16 protein-coding genes are annotated in these 19447 nt (G+C 73.8%); 9 read left to right on the top strand and 7 right to left on the bottom strand.

Features of this window, described 5'->3' with window-relative positions; genetic code table 11:
- Positions 1-231: 231 nt before the first annotated feature.
- Positions 232-954 (bottom strand): ribonuclease H, encoded by a 723-nt coding sequence (locus ACH4PY_RS20520; RefSeq protein WP_398184419.1) that lies wholly within the window; start codon positions 952-954, stop codon positions 232-234.
- A 142-nt stretch (positions 955-1096) separates the two neighbouring features.
- Here ACH4PY_RS20520 and ACH4PY_RS20525 point away from each other — a divergent pair, with 142 nt between their 5' ends.
- Complete coding sequence (locus ACH4PY_RS20525; protein ID WP_398184422.1) at positions 1097-3109, top strand: SpoIIE family protein phosphatase; 2013 nt, start codon at positions 1097-1099, stop codon at positions 3107-3109.
- Positions 3110-3188: 79 nt separating this feature from the next.
- Here ACH4PY_RS20525 and ACH4PY_RS20530 read toward each other — a convergent pair whose 3' ends face one another.
- Entirely contained in the window at positions 3189-4553 is a 1365-nt protein-coding gene (locus ACH4PY_RS20530; protein WP_398184425.1) for an NAD(P)/FAD-dependent oxidoreductase, read from the bottom strand.
- 296 nt (positions 4554-4849) lie between these two features.
- Here ACH4PY_RS20530 and ACH4PY_RS20535 point away from each other — a divergent pair, with 296 nt between their 5' ends.
- Entirely contained in the window at positions 4850-5371 is a 522-nt protein-coding gene (locus tag ACH4PY_RS20535) for a hypothetical protein (protein ID WP_398184428.1), read from the top strand.
- Here the strand turns inward: ACH4PY_RS20535 and ACH4PY_RS20540 are convergent.
- Positions 5343-6590, bottom strand: coding sequence for an MFS transporter (locus ACH4PY_RS20540; RefSeq protein ID WP_398184431.1), 1248 nt, complete (start codon positions 6588-6590; stop codon positions 5343-5345). The genes ACH4PY_RS20535 and ACH4PY_RS20540 overlap by 29 nt on opposite strands.
- Before the next feature lie 180 nt (positions 6591-6770).
- Between ACH4PY_RS20540 and ACH4PY_RS20545 the strand changes: the two genes are divergently transcribed.
- The 7 genes from ACH4PY_RS20545 to ACH4PY_RS20575 all read left to right on the top strand — a co-directional run bounded on the left by ACH4PY_RS20545 (position 6771) and on the right by ACH4PY_RS20575 (position 15691).
- Positions 6771-7235: a MarR family winged helix-turn-helix transcriptional regulator gene (locus ACH4PY_RS20545; RefSeq protein ID WP_398184434.1), complete on the top strand. Its 465-nt coding sequence runs from the start codon at positions 6771-6773 to the stop codon at positions 7233-7235.
- Positions 7236-7320: 85 nt separating this feature from the next.
- Positions 7321-7998 carry an NAD(P)-dependent oxidoreductase gene (locus ACH4PY_RS20550; RefSeq protein ID WP_398184438.1) on the top strand — a complete coding sequence of 226 codons (678 nt, stop codon included), beginning with the start codon at positions 7321-7323 and terminating at the stop codon, positions 7996-7998.
- A gap of 108 nt (positions 7999-8106) precedes the next feature.
- Positions 8107-8772, top strand: a complete 666-nt coding sequence (locus tag ACH4PY_RS20555) for an epimerase (RefSeq protein ID WP_398184441.1) — start codon at positions 8107-8109, stop codon at positions 8770-8772.
- Between the two features lie 100 nt (positions 8773-8872).
- Positions 8873-9616, top strand: a complete 744-nt coding sequence (locus ACH4PY_RS20560; RefSeq protein ID WP_398184444.1) for an HAD family hydrolase — start codon at positions 8873-8875, stop codon at positions 9614-9616.
- Positions 9613-11976, top strand: a complete 2364-nt coding sequence (locus tag ACH4PY_RS20565) for a glycoside hydrolase family 65 protein (protein WP_398184447.1) — start codon at positions 9613-9615, stop codon at positions 11974-11976. Before ACH4PY_RS20560 ends, ACH4PY_RS20565 begins: the two co-directional genes overlap by 4 nt.
- Positions 11977-12044: 68 nt before the next feature.
- The gene (sthA, locus tag ACH4PY_RS20570; RefSeq protein ID WP_398184450.1) at positions 12045-13448 is read left to right on the top strand and encodes a Si-specific NAD(P)(+) transhydrogenase; all 1404 of its coding nucleotides are present in this window, start codon (positions 12045-12047) and stop codon (positions 13446-13448) included.
- A 152-nt stretch (positions 13449-13600) separates the two neighbouring features.
- Positions 13601-15691, top strand: coding sequence for a cellulose binding domain-containing protein (locus tag ACH4PY_RS20575; protein WP_398184453.1), 2091 nt, complete (start codon positions 13601-13603; stop codon positions 15689-15691).
- A gap of 81 nt (positions 15692-15772) precedes the next feature.
- On the opposite strand, the gene ACH4PY_RS20580 is transcribed toward ACH4PY_RS20575, so the two are convergent.
- From ACH4PY_RS20580 to ACH4PY_RS20595, 4 genes are all read right to left on the bottom strand, one after another.
- The gene (locus ACH4PY_RS20580; RefSeq protein ID WP_398184456.1) at positions 15773-16807 is read right to left on the bottom strand and encodes a PHP domain-containing protein; all 1035 of its coding nucleotides are present in this window, start codon (positions 16805-16807) and stop codon (positions 15773-15775) included.
- A gap of 85 nt (positions 16808-16892) precedes the next feature.
- On the bottom strand, positions 16893-17726 hold the full coding sequence (locus ACH4PY_RS20585) for a GH25 family lysozyme (protein ID WP_398184459.1): 834 nt from the start codon (positions 17724-17726) through the stop codon (positions 16893-16895).
- A 105-nt stretch (positions 17727-17831) separates the two neighbouring features.
- Positions 17832-18566, bottom strand: coding sequence for a DUF4232 domain-containing protein (locus tag ACH4PY_RS20590; RefSeq protein ID WP_398184462.1), 735 nt, complete (start codon positions 18564-18566; stop codon positions 17832-17834).
- A gap of 153 nt (positions 18567-18719) precedes the next feature.
- The gene (locus ACH4PY_RS20595) at positions 18720-19328 is read right to left on the bottom strand and encodes a DedA family protein (protein WP_398184465.1); all 609 of its coding nucleotides are present in this window, start codon (positions 19326-19328) and stop codon (positions 18720-18722) included.
- Positions 19329-19447 lie beyond the last annotated feature (119 nt).

Raw genomic sequence — 19447 nt, forward strand, 5'->3', positions numbered from 1 at the left:
TCAGGTCTCATATATGACGTACGAAGTACGACGCGGATGACCGTAGGGCCGCCGGGTGCGGGCGTCAATGCCCTGCGCGCGAACCGGCGCGGGCTTTTTCCGCGCCGGGGCCGGGCCCGGCGGCGGGGGGGGCGGGCGCGGGCATGCGAAAGCCCCCGCCGCCGCGCGGGGTGCGCGGAGACGGGGGCGGTGGCGATGACGGGACGCGGCGGGTGGCCGCGGGTCAGCGGATCAGCGGCAGTCGGGGTGGCCCCAGCCGTCGGCGTTCTTGGCGATCAGCTCGCCGGCCGCGTATCCCCGCCCGCAGCGGCAGCGGCCGGGGTATTTGGCCTTGAGGGTACGGGCCGGGCCGCCGCCCCCGGAGCCGCCGGACGCGGCGCCGCCGCCTGAACCTCCCGAACCGCCGGACCCGCCGGAGCGCGCCGGGCGCGGTGCCTTGCGCACCGTGTCGGGCGTGCGCGGGGGCGGCGGGGAGCCGAGGGCGCTGCCCGCCGGTTCCTGGACCACGGCGGCGTTGCTCGCGGCGCGGTCGGCGAAGTCGTTGAGCCGGTCGCCGTCGACCTGGTGCGCGGGCACGTAGCGGAAGTCCACCTCCCGCCCGGACAGCAGCGCGTCGATGCGCACCACCAGCTCCTGGTTGGCGACGGGCTTGCCCGCGGCCGTCTTCCAGCCCTTGCGCTTCCAGCCCGGCAGCCAGGTCGTGACGGCCTTCATCGCGTACTGGGAGTCCATCCGGACCTCCAGCGCGACGTCCGGTTCGACCGCCTCCAGCAGCCGTTCGAGCGCGGTCAGCTCGGCGACGTTGTTGGTCGTGCTGCCCAGCGGACCGGCCTCCCAGCGGACCGGCTCGCCCCGGTCGTCGGCGATGACCCAGGCCCAGGCCGCAGGTCCAGGATTGCCCTTCGATGCCCCGTCACACGCGGCGATGATGCGTTCACCCACGTGTCCGAGCATGCCAGCTCCCCCGGCCGGGAAGCACATCGCCCCCGGCCGCCGGTCCGCGCGCCCCGCGCGGGCGCGCTCCGCATGCGCCGACCGCCGCCGTCGCCCAGCATGGGTACGGACAGGACCACCGCTGCGGCGAGAGGGCGCCGGGATGGGCAACGGAGCGGGCCGTCCGGCGCCGCGCGAGCCGTCGGACGCCGACAGGCGGGCCGGTTCCGGCGAGCCCGCGGACCCCCGGGACGGCGGACCCGACCCCGCCGAGCAGCGCCAGATCGACGCCATGAACCGCTTCACGGACCACCCGGGCGCCCCTCCCCCGGACCCCGGTCCGGATTCCGCTCCCGCCGCCGGTGGCACGCCCGCCGACGGCCGGCTGCGGGACGCGGTGCTGCTGGAGGCCGGCCACGACCTCGCCGAGGCCGATTCACTGTCGGCCGCCCTCAAGACGGTGACCAGGCTCTTCTCGCCCGGCTTCACACTGGACGGGCTGGTCGTCTTCGGGCTCACCGACAAGTACCTCAAGGTGCTGGGCCAGTACGGATTCCGCCGCCGGGAGGGCGAGGAGACCTTCCGGATGGTGGCCGGGGCGCCCTTCCCGGCCACCGAGGTGATCGACACCGGCCGCCCGGTCTACCTCAGGTCGGCCGCCGAGTACCGCAGGCGCTTTCCCGCCACCTGGCCGATCGCCGCCCGGCACGGTCGGAAGTCCTGGGCCTTCCTGCCGCTCGTGACGTCGGGCAGCATCAGCGCGGTGTGCCTGATGGCCTTCCGCGAGCCGGTGGAGTTCACCGACGACGAGCGGGCGCTCCTGGTGCTGGCCTCGCGGCTGGTCGCGCAGGCCCTGGAGCGCACCCGGACCGGCACCGCGGAGCTGGCCCTGTCGCGCGGGCTGCGGCGCAGTATGGGCGCGACCCCGCCCGCGGTCCCCGGCCTGTCCGTCGCCACCCGTTACATCCCGACCGGCGGCGGACTGGTGGTCGGCGGCGACTGGTACGACGTGATCAACCTGCCCGGCGGCCGCCTGGCCGTCGTCATCGGCGACGTCCAGGGCCACGACGTGCACGCCGCCGCGCTGATGGCGCAGCTGCGCACCGCCGTGCACGCCTACGCGGCCGAGGGGCACGGCCCGGACGCGGTGCTGGCCCGCGCCTCGCGCTTCCTGGCCGCCCTGGACGACGACCGCTTCGCGACCTGCCTGTACATCGAGGCCGAACCGGCGTCGGGCGTGCTGCACATCGCCAGGGCCGGGCATCCGCACCCGGTGCTGCGGCTCGCGGACGGCACCTGCATGCTCAAGCACGTCAACGGCGGGCTGCCGCTCGGCCTCATGCCCGGCACCGAGGACTTCCCCGTCACCGACATGGAGCTGCGGCCCGACGAGATCCTGATGCTGTGCACCGACGGCCTGATCGAGACCGGCGGGCACGACATGTACAGCGGCTGGGTGCGGGTCAGGGACGCCTTCTCGCCGGGGCCCGCCGAGGATCTGGAGGGCATCGCGGACACCCTCATCCGCGCGGTGCACCACCCGCTGGCACAGTCGGCGCAGCGCGGTCCCGAGGGTCACGACGAGCACGCGGCCGCGGGCGCCCGGCACGACCTGGCGCCGCGCAACGAGGACGACATCGCGCTGGTGCTGCTGCGCCGCGACGCCGGGGTGCTCCAGCGGGCGGTGCCCGAGCGCAAGCTCGTGCTGACCATCGAGCAGGACCAGGCGCAGGGCCTGTCCGAGGCCCGCGCGGAGCTGCAGGCGCTGCTGCACGACTGGGCGCAGCCGGACCAGGTGGACACCGCGGTGCTGCTGACGTCGGAGCTGGTCGGCAACGTGCTCATGCACACCGACCAGTCGGCGTCGCTGTCCGCGTCGCTGACCGGCGAACCGGGCCGCCGGGTGCTGCGGGTGGAGGTGTCCGACAACGGCGACGAGCTGCCGCACCAGCGCAGCCCCGGGGAGCTGGCCTCCTCAGGGCGTGGGCTGATGCTGCTGGACATCCTGTCCGGCCAGTGGAGCGTGCGCCCGGAGTCGGAGGGCAAGACGGTGTGGTTCTCGCTGTGGGAGGACGAGGAGGAGAGGGGGGCCGAGGAGGCCGAGGATGAGGCGGAGCAGCTGGCCGAGGACCCGGCGGCCGTGCTGGACCGGATGGAGGACCCGGAGGGGTTCTGAGCTTCCGGGGCGCGTGCGCGGGGCGCGGCCGGGCGGGAGGACCGCCTGCCGCGCCCCGCGTACGCGCCTGCGCCGGCCGTCAGGTCTGCGGCTGCGTCCCGGCGATCTGCTCGCGCATCTCCTCGGCCGACAGGTAGGCGTCGGTGTACTCGAAGTCCCGCAGGGTGGCGGGCTTGCGCGACTGGAAGCCGGTGCGCACGAAATCGTCCCCGGCAGCCGCGTTGAGCAGCCAGTCCGTCATCACCCGGGTCTTGGCGACGTTGGTGCGCAGCGCCGACCAGTGGTAGCCGCGGGCGACGGCCTGCGCCGGCATCCCGCGCAGCTCGACGCCCAGCGGCTTGGACACCGCGTCGCGGCCGCCGAGGTCGACGACCAGGCCCATGTCCTTGTGCCGGTAGGGCTTGAGCGGCTGGTGCCGCAGGGCCGCGATGACGTTGTCGGCGGCGCGCACGCCCTGCCGCATCGCGTGCTGCGCGGTGGGCGGGCAGACCGCGTCCTCGTCGTCCTTGGTGAGGTCGGGGACGGCCGCGGCGTCGCCGAGGGCGAAGACGCCCTCCCGGCCGGGCACGGCCATCTCGGGGGTGACGACGAGCCGGCCGCGCGCGGTCTCCGCGTCCAGCGTGCCGACCAGCGGGCTCGCCACGACGCCCGCGGTCCAGATGAGGGTGCGGCAGGGCAGCACCCGGCCGTCGGTGAAGGTCACCTCGGTCGGCGAGGCCTTGGCGATCGAGGTGCCGAGCGAGATCTCGATGCCCCGGTCGCGCAGGATCTGCTGGGCGCTGCTGCCGAGCTTGTCGCCCAGCTCGGGCATGAGCTTGGGGGCGATGTCGATCAGGTGCCACTTGATGAGCTTCGGGTCCAGCCGCGGGTAGCGGTGCAGTGCGGCGGTCGTCAGCCGTTGCAGGCAGGCCGCGGTCTCGGTGCCCGCGTAGCCGCCGCCGACGACCACGAACTGCAGCCGCGACTCGCGCTCCAGCGGGTCGTGGGAGGCGTCGGCGAGGTCCAGTTGCGCGATGACGTGGTCACGCACGTACGCGGCCTCGGCGAGGGTCTTCATCCCGCGGGCGTTCTCCACCAGGCCGGGGATGTCGAAGGTGCGGGTGATGCTGCCGGGGGCGAGGACGATGTAGTCGTAGGGCTCGTTGAACATCTCGTCGGTTATCGTCCGGACCACGCAGACCTTGGCCTTGGTGTCCACACCGACCGCGCCGCCGGGGACGATACGGGTGCGGTAGCGGCGGCTGCGGCGCAGCGACACGGCGATCGACTGCGGGGCGAGGATGCCGGAGGCGACCTGCGGCAGCAGGGGCAGGTAGAGCTGGTAGGAGAACGGCGTCACGAGGGCGATGTCCGCCTCGTCCCGGCCGAGGTTGCGCTCCAGCCTGCGGACGCAGCCCACTCCGGCGAAGCCGGCTCCCACCACGAGGATCCTGGGTCGTGCCACGATGTCCGTCCCTTCTGGGGCTGCGTACGGTCCGGTCGTTCGCCTTCCCGCCGCCGGCGGCTTCGCACCTCCTCCTGTCCTACCCCGGGCTCCCGGCCCCCGCCAGCCGAGCGGCCCCGGTCGGAGGGCGCGGTGGGCCGGTCCGCGCCGGACCCCGGAGCGCGCGGACGGGTGGCTTCCGGGCGGGGTCCGTCCGGGGCGGAGGCCACTACGATGCAGGTGCTCTCGCACGGTTCGCCCTCGTTGTCCCCCGGGGCCGCGGCCGGCCCCGGGGTCCCCCACTTCCGGAGGTAGACATGCGCAGCACGCACCAGCGGTTACGCAGGTTCGGCACCGTCACGGCCGTCGCCCTGCTGGGCGCCGGTCTCGGGATGCCGGCCGCGTCCGCGGCCCAGGTGGACCCGCTGCCGATCCAGCCGCACCAGACCTTCGTCGGTCAGGTCAACGGCGTCACGATCGGCGCGGTGATCCAGGTCGGCTGCTTCGGCCCGGTGAGCGGCACCTCGACCGGCCACCCGTTGGCCGGCCAGACGGTGTCGGTCCAACTGGTGTCCGGGGCCACGCCGGTCGCGGCCCGGGTCGGGTACACGGGAGAGTCGGCCGACCGCGTCCTGGTCGCCTTCGGCAACCCGACCTCGGCGGCGCCGGCCACCGAGATCAAGGCGTACGGCCTGAACGTGCCGATCCCGCAGAGCCTTAACCTGCCCTGCTCCGGCACCGGCACGGTCGGCTTCGTGCCGGTGCCGACGAGCGCGACGGCGCAGCCCGCCACCGTGGACGTCACCTACGTCAGCGTGGGCGCGACTCCCGCGGGCTGAGCGCGGCCCCCGCCGCGGCCGGGTCCGCGGGGGCGGACCCGGCCGCGGAACGCGCGACCACCCGTCCCGGGCGGCGGGCGCCGCGCTCCAGCACGAGCGACGTCACGGCCAGCAGCACCGCGCCGCCCGCCAGGCCCACACCGACCCAGTTGGCGGCGGTGTAGCCGTGGCCGGCCGAGATGACCAGGCCGCCGAGCCAGGCGGCGAGCGCGTTGCCGAGGTTGAAGGCGCCGATGTTGGCGGCGGAGGCGAGCGTCGGCGCACCGGCGGCCTGGTCGAGCACCCGCTTCTGCAGCGGCGGGGTGGTGGCGAAGCCGAGCGCGCCGACGGCGAAGACGGTGGCGGCCGCGGCGGCCTGGTGGTGCGCGGTCACCGTGAAGGCGGCGAGCACGGCGGCCAGTCCGACGAGCGCGGTGAGCAGGGCGGGCATCAGCCGCCGGTCGGCGAGCCGCCCGCCGGCCAGGTTGCCGACGACCATGCCGAGGCCGAGCAGCACCAGCAGCCAGGTGACACCGCCGTCGGAGAAACCGGCGACGTCGGTCATCATCGGCGCCAGGTAGGTGATGGCGGCGAAGACCCCGCCGAAGCCGAAGACGGTCGTGCCGAGCGCGAGCAGCACCTGCACGTTGCGGAAGACGGCGAGCTCGTGCCGCAGGCTCACGCCTTCCGGGCGCGGCAGGTCGGGGACGAGCCGGGCGACGCCGAACAGGCCCGCGACCCCGAGGACGGCGACCACCAGGAAGGTGACGCGCCAGCCCGCGCCCTGGCCGACGAGGGTGCCCAGCGGCACGCCGACGACGTTGGCGACGGTCAGGCCGGTGAACATCGTCGCGATGGCACCGGCTCGTTTCGCGGGCGCGACCAGTTCGGCGGCGACGACCGAGCCGATACCGAAGAAGGCGCCGTGCGCGAGCGAGGTGACCACCCGCCCGGCCAGCAGCACCGCGAAGTCCGGGGCACCGGCCGAGACAAGGTTGCCGACCGTGAACAGCCCCATGAGCAGCATCAGCATCCGCTTGCGGGTGATCCGGGTGCCCAGCGCCGTCATCAGCGGCGCCCCGGCGACCACGCCGAGCGCGTAGCCGGTGACGGCCAGGCCCGCCGTCGGGACCGAGACGCCGAAGGCGTCGGAGATCTGCGGCAGCAGCCCGATGGGGACGAACTCGGTGGTGCCGATCCCGAAGGCCCCGATGGCCAGGGCCAGCAGCGCGAGAGGCATGAGGCGCAACCCTTCCGATAATCCCGCCGCACGGCACGGCGGCACGTTGCCCGCGAGGGCACGTAACGAGCGTTGACAATAATTGCAGACGCGGATTAATTGCAAGCGCGTTAGAGTAGGGCGAGTGCGCACGGCAGCGGAGCCGGGCGCCGGACCGCCCGCACCGGGCCAGGAGGAGCGATGACCGCCACGGATCCGGCCATGACCGCACTCGCCGGCGGGTGGTGCGCGCTGTCCCTGCTGCACGGCCGGATCGAGGCGCACATCGAGCGCGCGCTGCAGACCGACCACGACCTGAGCGTCCGGGAGTTCTCGCTGCTGGACGTGCTCAGCCGGCAGCACGACGGCGACGGCGGCCATCTGCAGATGAAGCAGGTCGCCGACGCGGTGGTGCTCAGCCAGTCCGCGACGACCCGGCTGGTCACCCGGCTGGAGGAGCGCGGGCTGCTGTCGCGCTACCTGTGCCCGACCGACCGGCGCGGCATCTACACCGACGTCACCCCGGCCGGGGCCGACCTGCTCGCCGCCGCCCGTCCGACCAACAACGCGGCGCTGCGCGAGGCCCTCGACCAGGCCGCCCAGGACCCGCAGCTCGCCCGGCTGGTCAGCGCCGTCGAACACCTCGCCGACCCGGTCGGCGCCTGACACCCCGCCCCGCCCGCGCCGTGCCCGGGTACGGTACGAGCGGGGCCGCGGCCCGGCGTGCCGCCGCCCGCGTACCCCGCCGGACATGCAGCGGCACCGGACACGACAGCAGCGGGAGGACGCCGTGCGGATCGCGGTCTTCGGCAGCAGCGGCGCGACCGGGCGCCAGGTGGTCGCCCAGGCGCTGGCCGCCGGGCACGAGGTGACCGCCTTCGTGCGGGACCCGGCCAAGGCGCCGCCCGCGCGCGCCGGGCTGACGATCGCCGTCGGGCAGGTGACGTCCGACCAGGAGGCGGTGACCGCCGCGGTCACCGGCACCGACGCCGTGATCGTGGCCCTGGGCACCGCACGCACCTGGCAGGGCCTGCGGGCGCCCACCGTCATGGCCGAAGCGGCGCCGCGGATCGTGGCGGCGATGCGCGCCGCCGAGGTCTCCCGGGTCGTGTGGCTGTCCGGCCTCGGCGTCGGCGACACCCTGGCGGAGGTCCCGCCGGTGCCGCGGCTCGGCTACCGGCTGCTGCTCGGCCGGGTCTACGCCGACAAGGCCGCGGGCGAGCGGGTGCTGCGCGACAGCGGCCTGGACTGGACGCTGGTCTACCCGGTGATGCTCACCAACGGCGCCCACACCCGCCGCTACCGGCACGGCGAGAAGCTCGACCTGCACGGGACACCGACCGTCTCCCGGGCCGACGTCGCCGACTTCCTGCTGGGCCGCGCCGTCACCGGCGACTACCTGCACAAGATCGCGGTCGTCTCCGACTGAGCGGTGAACCGGGCCGCCCGCCAGGGGAGTTACCATCGTCCCTCCGCGGGTGCCGCCGGCGCCCGGCCAGCGGTGACGGCGGATGCGGGAAGGCGGCGGCGGTCCGCGATGAAGGTGGTTGTCTTCGGTGCCTCGGGCATGGTCGGGCACGGGGCGCTGCGCGCCGCGCTGCGGGACGAGGGCGTGACGGAGGTGGTCGCGGTCGGCCGCGGCCCGCTCGGCACCGCCCACCCCAAGCTGCGCGAGGTCACCCACTCCGACTTCGCCGACCTGTCCCCGGTCGCGGCCGAGCTGGCGGGCGCGGACGCCTGCTTCTACTGCCTGGGAGTCTCCACCACCGGGCACAGCGCCGAGGTCTACCGCCGGGTCAGCCACGACTTCCCGCTCGCCGCCGCCCGGCTGCTGTCGGCGGGCAACCCCGAACTGACCTTCACCTACGTCTCGGGGGCCGGCACCGACAGCACCGAGCAGGGCCGGGTGGCCTGGGCGAGGATCAAGGGCGGCACGGAGAACGCGCTGCTGGCCCTGGACATGCGCGCGTACATGTTCCGCCCCGGGTACATCCGCCCGGTGGACGGCGCCGTCTCCCGCACCCCGCTCTACCGCACCGTCTACCGGCTGACCTCGTGGCTCTACCCGCTGGCGCACCGGCTGGTGCCGGACCGGGTGACCACCACCGAGGTGCTGGGCCGGTCGATGCTGGCCGCCGTACGGCTGGAGGGCGCGGGCCCGCACATCCTGTCCACCCGGGACATCAACCGGCTCGGCGGCTGAACGCCGGGCCCGCCCGGACGGCGGGCGGCCGTTCGGCGAGTCGGGCGGACTTCCGGGACGGCTGACATACCCGGCCCGGTCAGCGGGCACAAGCTGCGTCATGACCGAGATCGGCCTTCCCGACGGCATCCGTGCCTGCCTCTTCGACCTCGACGGTGTGCTCACCCCGACGGCGCTGGTGCACGCCGCCGCCTGGAAGGACACCTTCGACGCGGTGCTGCGCACCATCGAGGGCCCGGACTTCCAGCCCTTCGACGCCACCGCGGACTACGACACCTACGTGGACGGCCGGCCGCGCGCGGACGGGGTGCGCAGCTTCCTGTCCTCGCGCGGCATCGAGCTGCCCGAGGGCGAGGAGGACGACCCGCCCGAGCTGAACACCGTGCACGGCGTCGGCAACCGCAAGAACGTGCTGGTGCTGGAGAAGATCCGCGAGGAGGGCGTCGCGCCCTACCCCGGCTCGGTGCGCTACCTGGAGGCGGTGCGCGCCGCGGGGCTGCGCACCGCGGTGGTCTCCTCGTCCGCCAACTGCCGGGACGTGCTGGTGGCCGCCGGGATCGAGCAGCTGCTCGACGTGCGCATCGACGGCAACGTGGCCCGTGAGCGGGGCCTGCGCGGCAAACCCAAGCCCGACACCTACCTGGAGGCGGCGAGCGACCTGGGCTTCGGCCCGGACGAGTCCGCGGTCTTCGAGGACGCGCTGGTCGGCATGGACGCCGGGCGCGCCGGGCGGTTCGGCCGGGTCGTCGGCGTGAACCGCACCGGGCAGGCCGAGGAGCTGCGCCGGCACGGCGCCGACGTCGTCGTGACCGACCTCGCCGAACTGCTGGAGCCCGCCCGGTGATCACCGACCCGGCCTACGAGGTCTCACCGTGGAGCCTGCGCGAGCTGGAGCTCAACCTCGACCTGCTGCCGCAGAGCGAGTCGGTGTTCGCGCTGTCCAACGGCCACATCGGCTGGCGCGGCAACCTCGACGAGGGCGAGCCCAACGGCCTGCCCGGCACGTACCTCAACGGGCTGCACGAGCTGCACCCGCTGCCGTACGCCGAAGCGGGCTACGGCTACCCGGAGTCGGGCCAGACGGTCATCAACGTCACCAACGGCAAGCTGATCCGGCTGCTGGTCGACGACGAGCCGTTCGACCTGCGCTACGGGACGGTCCGCAGCCACGTGCGGGAGCTGGACCTGCGGGCCGGGGTGCTGCGCCGGGAGTGCGAGTGGGTCTCGCCCGCGGGGCGCGCGGTGCGGGTGCGCTCGACCCGGATGGTGTCCTTCCGGCAGCGCGCGGTCGCCGCCATCGCCTACGAGGTGGAGCCGCTGGACGGCGAGGTGCGGCTGGTGGTCCAGTCGGAGCTGGCGGCCAACGAGGAGGTGCCGCACTCCCCCGGCGACCCGCGGGTGTCGGCCGCGCTGTCCTCGCCGCTGATGGGCGAGGAGCACTCCGCCACGGGCACCCGGCTGCGGCTGGTGCACTCCACCACCCGCAGCAAACTGCGGGTCGCGGTGGCCGCCGACCACCGGGTGGAGGGCCCGGCGGGCACCACGCAGGTGTCGGCGGACTCCGCCGACGACGTGAGCCGGCTGACCGTCACCTCGGTGGTGGGCGCCGGGCAGGCGCTGCGGCTGGAGAAGTTCGTCGCCTACGGGTGGTCGGCGACCCGCTCGCTGCCCGCGCTGCGCGACCAGGCCGACGCCGCCCTGGTGGGCGCCAGGGACACCGGCTGGAAGGGCCTGCTGGACCAGCAGCGGGCGTACATGGACGACTTCTGGGACCGCGCCGACGTCGAGGTGGACGGCGACACCGAGATCCAGCAGGCGGTGCGCTTCGCGCTCTTCCACGTGCTCCAGGTCGGCGCGCGGGCCGAGGAGCGGGCCATCCCCGCCAAGGGCCTGACCGGCTCCGGCTACGACGGCCACACCTTCTGGGACGCCGAGACCTTCGTGCTGCCGCTGCTGACGTACACCTCGCCGCGGGCCGCCGCGGAGGTGCTGCGCTGGCGCCGCAACACGCTGCCCGCCGCGAAGGAGCGGGCCCGCCAACTGGGCTTCGCCGGCGCCGCCTTCCCGTGGCGGACGATCAACGGCGAGGAGGCGTCCGGCTACTGGCCGGCCGGCACCGCCGCCTTCCATGTCAACGCCGACATCGCCGACGCGGTCGTGCGCTACGTCGCGGTCACCGGCGACGAGGACTTCGAACGCAGCACCGGGCTCGAACTCCTCGTCGAGACCGCCCGGCTGTGGCGTTCGCTGGGCCACCACGACCACGCGGGCGCCTTCCACATCGACGGGGTGACCGGACCCGACGAGTACAGCGCGATCAGCGACGACAACGCCTACACCAACCTGATGGCGCAGGCGAACCTGGAGGCCGCCGCGGACGCCGCCGAGCGGCACCCGCGGCACGCCGCGGAGTTCGGCGTGACCGACGAGGAGACCGCTGCCTGGCGGGACGCCGCGGCGGCGATGGCGCTGCCCTACAACGACGGCCTCGGGGTGCACGAGCAGTCGATGGGCTACACCCGGCACCAGATGTGGGACTTCGGCCGCACCGACCCCGAGAACTACCCGCTGATGCTGCACTACCCGTACTTCGACCTCTACCGCAAGCAGGTCGTCAAGCAGGCGGACCTGGTGCTGGCGATGTACCTGCGCGGCGACGCCTTCACGCTGGAGCAGAAGGCCCGCAACTTCGCCTACTACGAGCCGCTGACCGTGCGCGACTCGTCGCTGTCGGCCTTCGGGCAGGCGGTGATCGCCGCCGAGGTCGGGCACCTGCAGCTGGCGTACGACTATCTCGGCGAGTCGGCGATGATCGACCTGGAGGACCTGGAGAACAACGCGCGCGACGGGCTGCACATCGCGGCGCTGGCCGGCACCTGGACGGCGCTGGTCGCCGGGCTCGGCGGGATGCGGCTCTTCGACGGCGGCCGGCTGCGGTTCGCGCCCCGGCTGCCGGAGACGCTCAGCCGCATCTCCTTCCGGCTGCTCTTCCGCGGCCGCCGGCTGCGGGTGGAGGTCGGCCGCGGCACGGCGACGTACACCCTGGCGTCCGGCGAGCCGCTCCAACTCGTCCACTACGGCGAGGAGTTCACCCTCACCACGGACAAGCCCGCCGAGCGGGAGCTGCCCGCGTCCGAGCACCGCCCGCCGCCCGCGCAGCCGCCGGGCCGCGCCCCGCTGCGGCGCCCGCAGCACCCGAAGTAGCCGCGCCGCCGGGCCCCGCGCGTACCGAAGCGGTGACGCCCGCGCGGCCCGGCTGACAGACTGGCCGGGTGCGCGACTACGACATACTGGTGATCGGTTCGGGCCCCGGCGGGCAGAAGGCGGCCATCGCGGCCGCGAAACTCGGGAAGCGGGCGGCCCTGGTCGACCGCTCGGACCGGCTCGGCGGGGTGTCCCTGCACACCGGCACGATCCCGTCCAAGACGCTGCGCGAGGCGGTGCTCTACCTCACCGGCCTCAACCAGCGGGATCTGTACGGGCAGAGCTACCGGCTCAAGGAGGACATCACCGTCGCCGACCTGACGGCCAGGACGCAGCACGTCGTCGGCCGCGAGGTGGACGTGGTGCGCAGCCAGCTGTCCCGCAACCGCGTCACGGTGCTGGACGGGACCGGGCGCTTCCTGGACGAGCACACCGTGGCCGTGACGGACGCGGGCGGCCAGGAGCGGGTGGCGACCGCCGACCGGATCGTCATCGCGACCGGGACGCGTCCGGCCCGCCCGGCGAGCGTGGAGTTCGACGACCGCACGGTGATGGACTCCGACAGCGTGCTGCGCATGGAGCGGGTGCCGCGCTCCATGGTGATCGTCGGCGCCGGGGTGATCGGCATGGAGTACGCCTCGATGTTCGCCGCGCTCGGCAGCCGGATCACCGTGGTCGAGCAGCGCGAGGGCATGCTGGACTTCTGCGACGCGGAGATCGTCGAGGCGCTGCGCTACCACCTGCGCGACCTCGGGGTGACCTTCCGCTTCGGCGAAACGGTGGCCGCGGTGGAGCGGCACGAGAACGGCACCCTGACGGTGCTGGCCAGCGGCAAGAAGATCGCGGCCGACGCCGTCATGTACTCCGCCGGACGGCAGGGCCTGACCGACGGACTGGCGCTGGACAAGGCGGGCCTGGCGGCCGACAAACGCGGCCGGCTCGCGGTGGACGAGCACTACCGCACCACGGTGCCGCACATCTACGCCGTCGGCGACGTCATCGGCTTCCCGGCGCTCGCCGCGACCTCGATGGAGCAGGGCCGCTGCGCCGCCTACCACGCCTTCGGCGAACCGGCGCACGCGCTCGCCGACCTCCAGCCGATCGGCATCTACACGATCCCGGAGATCAGCTTCGTCGGCCGCACCGAGGACGAGCTGACCGATGCCTCGGTGCCCTTCGAGGTGGGCGTCTCGCGCTACCGCGAGCTGGCCCGCGGCCAGATCATCGGCGACGCGCATGGCATGCTCAAGCTGCTGGTGTCCCCGCAGGACCGGCGGCTGCTGGGTGTGCACTGCTTCGGCACCGGCGCGACCGAGCTGATCCACATCGGGCACGCCGTGATGGGCTGCGGCGGCAAGGTGGACTACCTGGTCGACGCGGTCTTCAACTACCCGACGCTGGCCGAGTCGTACAAGGTCGCCGCGCTGGACGTCACCAACCGCATGCGGCAGATCGACCGGCTCGGCGCCTGACGCCTGCCGCGCGCGTCCGGGCGCGGCCGGGGAGCCGTTCCCGGTCCGCGTCCGGGCATTGACAACGGGGGTCGCCGTGTCAAATATGGGAGCGCTCCCACGCACCGCACCGCGCACACCCCCACGTCACGCCTCGCGAAGGTGAGAGACCGTTGCGTCCAGGCATTGCGAAAAGTTCCGCACATCCGCGCAGACGGCTCGCCGCCTGCGCCTCCGCGCTCGCGCTCGGCGCCGCGCTGCTGGCCGGCGGCGGTACCGCGCTGGCCGACGACCCCGGCGCCCCGGCCCCCCAGTCCGTCGGCGTCACGGTGAACGCCGCCGAGGGCCAGGGCACCATCCCGGGCACCGCGTACGGGCTCAACAGCGCGGTGTGGGACTCGCAGATGAACGTCCCCGAGGTCCAGGACCTGCTGTCGGCCGCGAACATCGGCATGATGCGCTACCCCGGCGGCTCCTACGGCGACATCTACCACTGGGTCGACAACACCGCCCCGGGCGGCTACGTCGCACCCGGCACCGATTTCGACGCCTTCATGGGCACGGTCAAGAAGATCGGCGCGCAGCCCATCCTCATCGCGAACTACGGCTCGGGCACCCCGCAGGAGGCCGCGGACTGGGTGCGCTACGCCAACGTCACCAAGAACTACGGCGCGAAGTTCTGGGAGGTCGGCAACGAGCTGTACGGCAACGGCCACTACGGCAGCGGCTGGGAGACCGACAACCACGCCGACACCTCGCCGACGGCCTACGCGCACAACGTCGCCGACTACGCCGCCGCGATGAAGGCCGTCGACCCGAGCGTCAAGGTCGGCGCGGTGCTGACGCTGCCCGGCAACTGGCCGGACGGGGTGATGGCGGGCGGCGAGACGTCCGACTGGAACCACACGGTGATCCCGCTGATCGCCGGCAAGGCCGACTTCGTCATCGTCCACTGGTACCCGGGCGGCTCGGACGCGGCCGGGATGCTCAACACCCCCTCCCAGCTGTCGGGCGAACTCGCCCAGCTGCACGACCAGCTGGCCGCGGGCGGCGCGGCGGACATGCCGGTCGCGCTGACCGAGCTGAACTCCAACGTCTTCGAGGACACCCAGCCCAACGCGCTGTTCGGCGCGGACGCGTACCTCACCGCGCTGCAGAACGGCGTCTTCACCGTCGACTGGTGGGACACCCACAACGGGCCCGGCGCGATCAGCACCGCCCCGGACGGCGCGACGGACTTCAACGACTACGGCATCCTCTCCAGCGGCACCTGCGTCGGCGACGTGTGCGAGCCCCCGCTCAACACGCCCTTCGCGCCCTACCACGCCATCTCGATGCTCAGCCATCTCGGCACACCCGGCGACCAGCTCATCGGTGCGGCCAGCGGCAGCCCGCTGGTGGCGGCGCACGCGGTGCACCGCAAGAACGGCGACCTGAGCGTCATGCTCATCAACAAGGACCCGGCCAAGGCGCAGACCGTGGCCCTGAGCTACCAGAACTTCCTGCCGGACGGCGGGGCGGCCACCGTCGACACCTTCCGCGACCAGGCCTCCTCGATCGACAGCGCCACCGCGCCGAACACCGGCAGCTGGACGCTCCCGCCGTACTCGATCACCACCGTGACCGTGCACCCGAAGGCCGGCACCGGCTCGGCCCTGAGCGCACCGGGCGCCCCGAAGGTCACCGCCGCGGGCGCCACGACCGCGACGGTGAGCTGGACGCCCTCGACCGGCGGCAAGGTGGACCGCTACGAGGTCTACCGGCAGATCGGCGCCAACAGCGAGCTGGTGGCGACCTCCACCGGCACCTCGGCGACCGTGTACAACCTGGTGCCCGGCAGCACCGGCACCTGGAACATCCTGGCCAGGGACTCCAGCGGCCACCTGTCACGCCCCTCGGACCCGCTCACCGTCCGCACCGGCACCCCGCAGGACTCCACCTGCAAGGTGTCGTACGACCTGACGGCCGGCTGGGGCAACGGCTTCAACGCCAACGTGACGGTCACCAACACCGGCCCGGCGACCATCAACGGCTGGACGCTCGCCTTCACCTTCCCGAGCAGCGGCGAGTCGGTCAGCGGCTTCTGGAACGCCGTCCTGAAGTCCGACGGCAGCCATGTGACGGCGACCCCGGTCGACTGGAACGCCACGCTCGCCCCGAACGGCGGCAACTCGGCGACCTTCGGCTTCACCGGCGCCAACAACGGCGCCTACCAGCCGCCGACGGTCTTCACCCTCAACGGGACGGTGTGCACGACGGTGTGACATCCTTCCCTTCCCGGGACTGCCTGCCGCACCCGGCGCCTGTCAGGGGCGCCGGGCGCGGCAGGTGCTTTTCCGCGCCCCTCACGGCGGGGGCCCGCCGCCGCTCCAGGCGAGCAGCCGGTCGGCGGTCCAGGTGGTGACGACGCGCTCGGCCGGGATCCCGGCCTCCTCGGCGCGTGCGCAGCCGTAGGCCTGCCAGCCGAGCTGGCCGGGCGCGTGCGCGTCGCTGTCGATCGCGAAGAGCACGCCCGCGTCCCTGGCCAGGGCCAGCAGCCGGCGCGGCGGGTCGAGCCGCTGCGGACTGCTGTTGATCTCCACCGCGGTCCCGGCCTCCGCGCACGCGGCGAACACCGCCGCGGCGTCGTAGGAGGACTCCGGACGGGTGCGGCGCTCGCCGATCAGCCGGCCCGTGCAGTGGCCGAGCACGTTCACCAGCGGGTTGCCGACGGCGCCGAGCAGCCTGCGGGTGAAGGCGGGAGCGGCCATCCGCAGCTCGGAGTGCACCGAGGCGACGACGAGGTCCAGCCGCGCGAGCAGCTCGTCGTCCTGGTCGAGCGAGCCGTCCGGGAGGATGTCGCACTCGATGCCGGTCAGCAGCCGGAAGGGCCGGGGCCCGCGGGCGAGCTGCTCGTTCAGCTCGGCGACGGTGTCGAGCTGGCGGCGCAGCCGGTCGGCGGTCAGCCCGTGGGCGACACGCAGCCGCGGCGAGTGGTCGGTGAGCACCGCCCACGCGTGGCCCTCGGCGCGGGCGGCCCGCGCCATCACGGCGATCGGGCTGTTGCCGTCGGACCAGTCGGAGTGCAGGTGGCAGTCGCCGCGCAGCGCCGCGTGCAGGGCGGCGCCGGCCGGGGTGAGCGGGCCGCCGTGGTCGCGTTCGAGGTCGGCGAGGTAGCCGGGGACGCGGCCCTGCGCGGCCTCGGCGAGCACCGTGCCGGTGGTGCTGCCGATGCCCTTGAGATCGGTGAAGCGGCGGGCCGCCGTACGCCGCTCCAGCTCGCCGGGCGGCAGGGCGGACAGTACGGCGGCGGCGTTGCGGAACGCGCGGATGCGGTAGACGGGCGCGTCGGCGCGTTCCAGCAGGAAGGCGATCCGCTCCAGTGCCTCGATCGGCTCCATGGACAGCGGTTTCCCGGCCCGGCCCCGCGCGTAACGGGGCGGCGTGCCGGGTCACACGTTCGGGACCCCGGCCGGGCGGGCGCCGTCAGACGTTGGGCACGTGCAGGGCGTCCCACGTCTCGCGGCCGGGCGGCCACTTCAGCGCGTCGCCGGACCAGCCCTTGTGGTGCTCGGTGTTGTACTTGCGCTGCCAGGCCTCGTAGGAGGCGATGTCGCCGGAGCCGATGACATCCTTGTTGGCCGTGCTCCGGTAGTGGTTGCAGCCGACCGCGACCAGCCGGTCGTGCATCGCGGCCACGACGGGCGAGCGGCGCCCGGTGGTGAACCACGCCGAGCCCGGGAAGGGCTCGTAGCGCGGTGCGGCGGCGCTCCCGCCCGCCCAGGTGTGCAGGGCGGCGCGGTCGGCGAATTGCCCCACGTTGCGGTCCAGGCCGCCGGCCTCGCTGTACTGGTGGAAGAGCCAGGGATGCTCGACGCGCGGATGGCCCTTGGGCGCCGAGGGGTCGGCGATCCACAGGCCGTCGGCGCAGTAGGACGTGCTGTCGCGGTGCAGCCAGAAGTCGCGGTTGCAGTACAGGACGACGCGGTACTCGGGTGCCTTGGCCTTGACGTGCTTGAGCCAGCCGTCCTTGTCGGCGCCGGAGACCCCGGCGTCCTCCCAGTCGAAGGCCAGGAAGTCCCCGGTCTTCGCCCCGGCGTGCGCCAGGAAGTAGTCGGCCTGGGCGCTCACCGAGCCGGGCCGGGCGAAGTGGTAGTGGCCGACGACCAGGCCGTGCTCGCGGGCGGTCGCGACCTGCCCGGCGTGCCTGGGGTTGGTGTAGCTCGATCCCTCGGTGGCCTTGACGACGACGAAGTCCAGGCCGCTGGTGCTGTAGTCGCTGCTCTGGTACGAGGCGACGTCGATGCCGTTGACCGTCACGGCGGTCCCTTTCCGTGCTCGTGCGCTGGTGCGGTGGTGCGGGGTGGTGCGGTGGGTCTCGGGTTCTCGGGGTTCGCGGAAGGCGGTCGGTCGGAGGGGGGCCGGTCAGTGCACGGGGCCGACGTCGAAGGTGTCGCCGCAGACGACGGGGTTCTTCGTGGCCAGCGTCATGGACTGGGTCGATCCGGGCGGGTAGACCATGATCAGCGTGGGCGTCCGCCAGCAGCCGCCGTCCCTGACGCCCTGGTTGAGGGTGTGCAGGTCGGCCTCGACGGTCTGGCCCGGCGCGATCCGCACCGCCGCCGCCTTGACCGTCTGGCGCGTCGCGGGCTTGCCGATGACGCTGCCGTCGCCGCGCAGCAGGGAGACGCCCGGGAAGCCGTTGAGGACACAGGCGTGGCCGGTGGTGTTGGTGAAGTCCAGCGGGTAGTAGATGTTGCCGGCGCCCGGGTCGCCGCGCCCCAGGGTCATCTTGAGGTCGGTGACCGTGCAGCGAGCGGTGGACTGCTGCTGCGCGCCGCCGGAGGAGCCCCCCGAGCCGGAGGAGCCCGCCGAGGCGGAGGACCCGGTGGTGGCCGGGGACTCCGGGGTGGCCGTGGCCTGACCGGCGGACGTGCCGTCGGTGGGCGTCGCGGTACCGGAGGTGGCGGCCGGGGCCGACTGCGAGGTGTCGTTGCCGTCGGCGGAGGGCGCGGCGGCCGAGCCGTCGCCGTTGCCGCCGCAGCCGGTGGCCGCGGCGGACAGCAGGGCCACCGCCGCGGCGGTGAGGACGGCCGGACGGCGCCGCGACCGCGGTCGCGGCCGGTCCGCCGTCCCGGAGGGAGAGGACGAGTTAGCCATACTGCTCGGTTTCTCACGCCGGGCCGGTTTCGAACCTCGTCCGGCTCGATTGTTGCTGTTTCCGCACATTGTCACCGCGCGGAACTGCCGAAACAGCACGCTCGTACGACCCACGTACGTGCGTACGGCCCGGGTGGACGCGGCCCGTCGCCGTCAGTCGTGCTCGCGGCGCCGCTTGCGGACCTGCCACACCACCAGCGCCACCACCACGACGACGGCGACCACGACGGCCACCGCCGTGCCCGCGGTCTTCTCGACGCGCTTGTACGCGTTGCCGGCGAAGTAGCCCAGCAGGGTGAAGCCGACGCCCCACACCAGCCCGCCCAGCGCGTTGAAGAGCAGGAACGTCGGGTAGGGCATCCGCGAGATACCGGCGAGCGCGGGCATCATCGCGCGGAAGAAGGCGATGAAGCGCCCGAGGAAGACCGCGGCGGGGCCGCGCCTGCGGATCAGGTCGCGCGCCTGGTCGATCCGCTCGCGGTGCCCGCGCAGCGTCCTGACCTCCAGGATGCGCGGCCCGTACCGCCGGCCGATCTCGTAGCCGACCGAATCCCCGGCGACGGCCGCCAGTACGACCACGGCGGCCAGCCAGTACACCGAGACCCGGCCCTCGTTGGCGATCACCCCGCCCAGCACCACGGCCGTCTCGCCGGGCAGCACGAAGCCGAAGAAGAGCGCGTCCTCGCAGAAGACGAGGGCCCCCACGACGGCGTAGACCGCGGGGCCGGACAAGCGCGAGAGCCAGTCGGTGATGGAGTGCATGGAGGAAGCCTTCCCCCGCTCGCCCGCCTCCCCGCATCCGCGGCGCGGACGGGTCGGCGAGGAGCGGACGGCCACGGGCGCCCGGGGCGGGTGGGCACCGGGGCGGCTGGGCATCGGCG

It is taken from the genome of Streptomyces sp. NPDC021224, assembly GCF_044332905.1.
Classification (GTDB): Bacteria; Actinomycetota; Actinomycetes; order Streptomycetales; family Streptomycetaceae; genus Actinacidiphila.

Bases quoted from the DNA above. Each gene is read 5' to 3' on its own strand.
- ACH4PY_RS20555 (WP_398184441.1), top strand. From the start codon at position 8,107: ATGAAGGTGGTTGTCTTCGGTGCCTCGGGCATGGTCGGGCACGGGGCG.
- ACH4PY_RS20590 (WP_398184462.1), bottom strand. From the start codon at position 18,566: ATGGCTAACTCGTCCTCTCCCTCCGGGACGGCGGACCGGCCGCGACCG.
- ACH4PY_RS20550 (WP_398184438.1), top strand. From the start codon at position 7,321: ATGCAGCGGCACCGGACACGACAGCAGCGGGAGGACGCCGTGCGGATC.
- ACH4PY_RS20595 (WP_398184465.1), bottom strand. From the start codon at position 19,328: ATGCACTCCATCACCGACTGGCTCTCGCGCTTGTCCGGCCCCGCGGTC.
- ACH4PY_RS20545 (WP_398184434.1), top strand. From the start codon at position 6,771: ATGACCGCCACGGATCCGGCCATGACCGCACTCGCCGGCGGGTGGTGC.
- ACH4PY_RS20560 (WP_398184444.1), top strand. From the start codon at position 8,873: ATGACCGAGATCGGCCTTCCCGACGGCATCCGTGCCTGCCTCTTCGAC.
- ACH4PY_RS20540 (WP_398184431.1), bottom strand. From the start codon at position 6,590: ATGCCTCTCGCGCTGCTGGCCCTGGCCATCGGGGCCTTCGGGATCGGC.
- ACH4PY_RS20525 (WP_398184422.1), top strand. From the start codon at position 1,097: ATGGGCAACGGAGCGGGCCGTCCGGCGCCGCGCGAGCCGTCGGACGCC.
- ACH4PY_RS20520 (WP_398184419.1), bottom strand. From the start codon at position 954: ATGCTCGGACACGTGGGTGAACGCATCATCGCCGCGTGTGACGGGGCA.
- ACH4PY_RS20580 (WP_398184456.1), bottom strand. From the start codon at position 16,807: ATGGAGCCGATCGAGGCACTGGAGCGGATCGCCTTCCTGCTGGAACGC.
- ACH4PY_RS20535 (WP_398184428.1), top strand. From the start codon at position 4,850: ATGCGCAGCACGCACCAGCGGTTACGCAGGTTCGGCACCGTCACGGCC.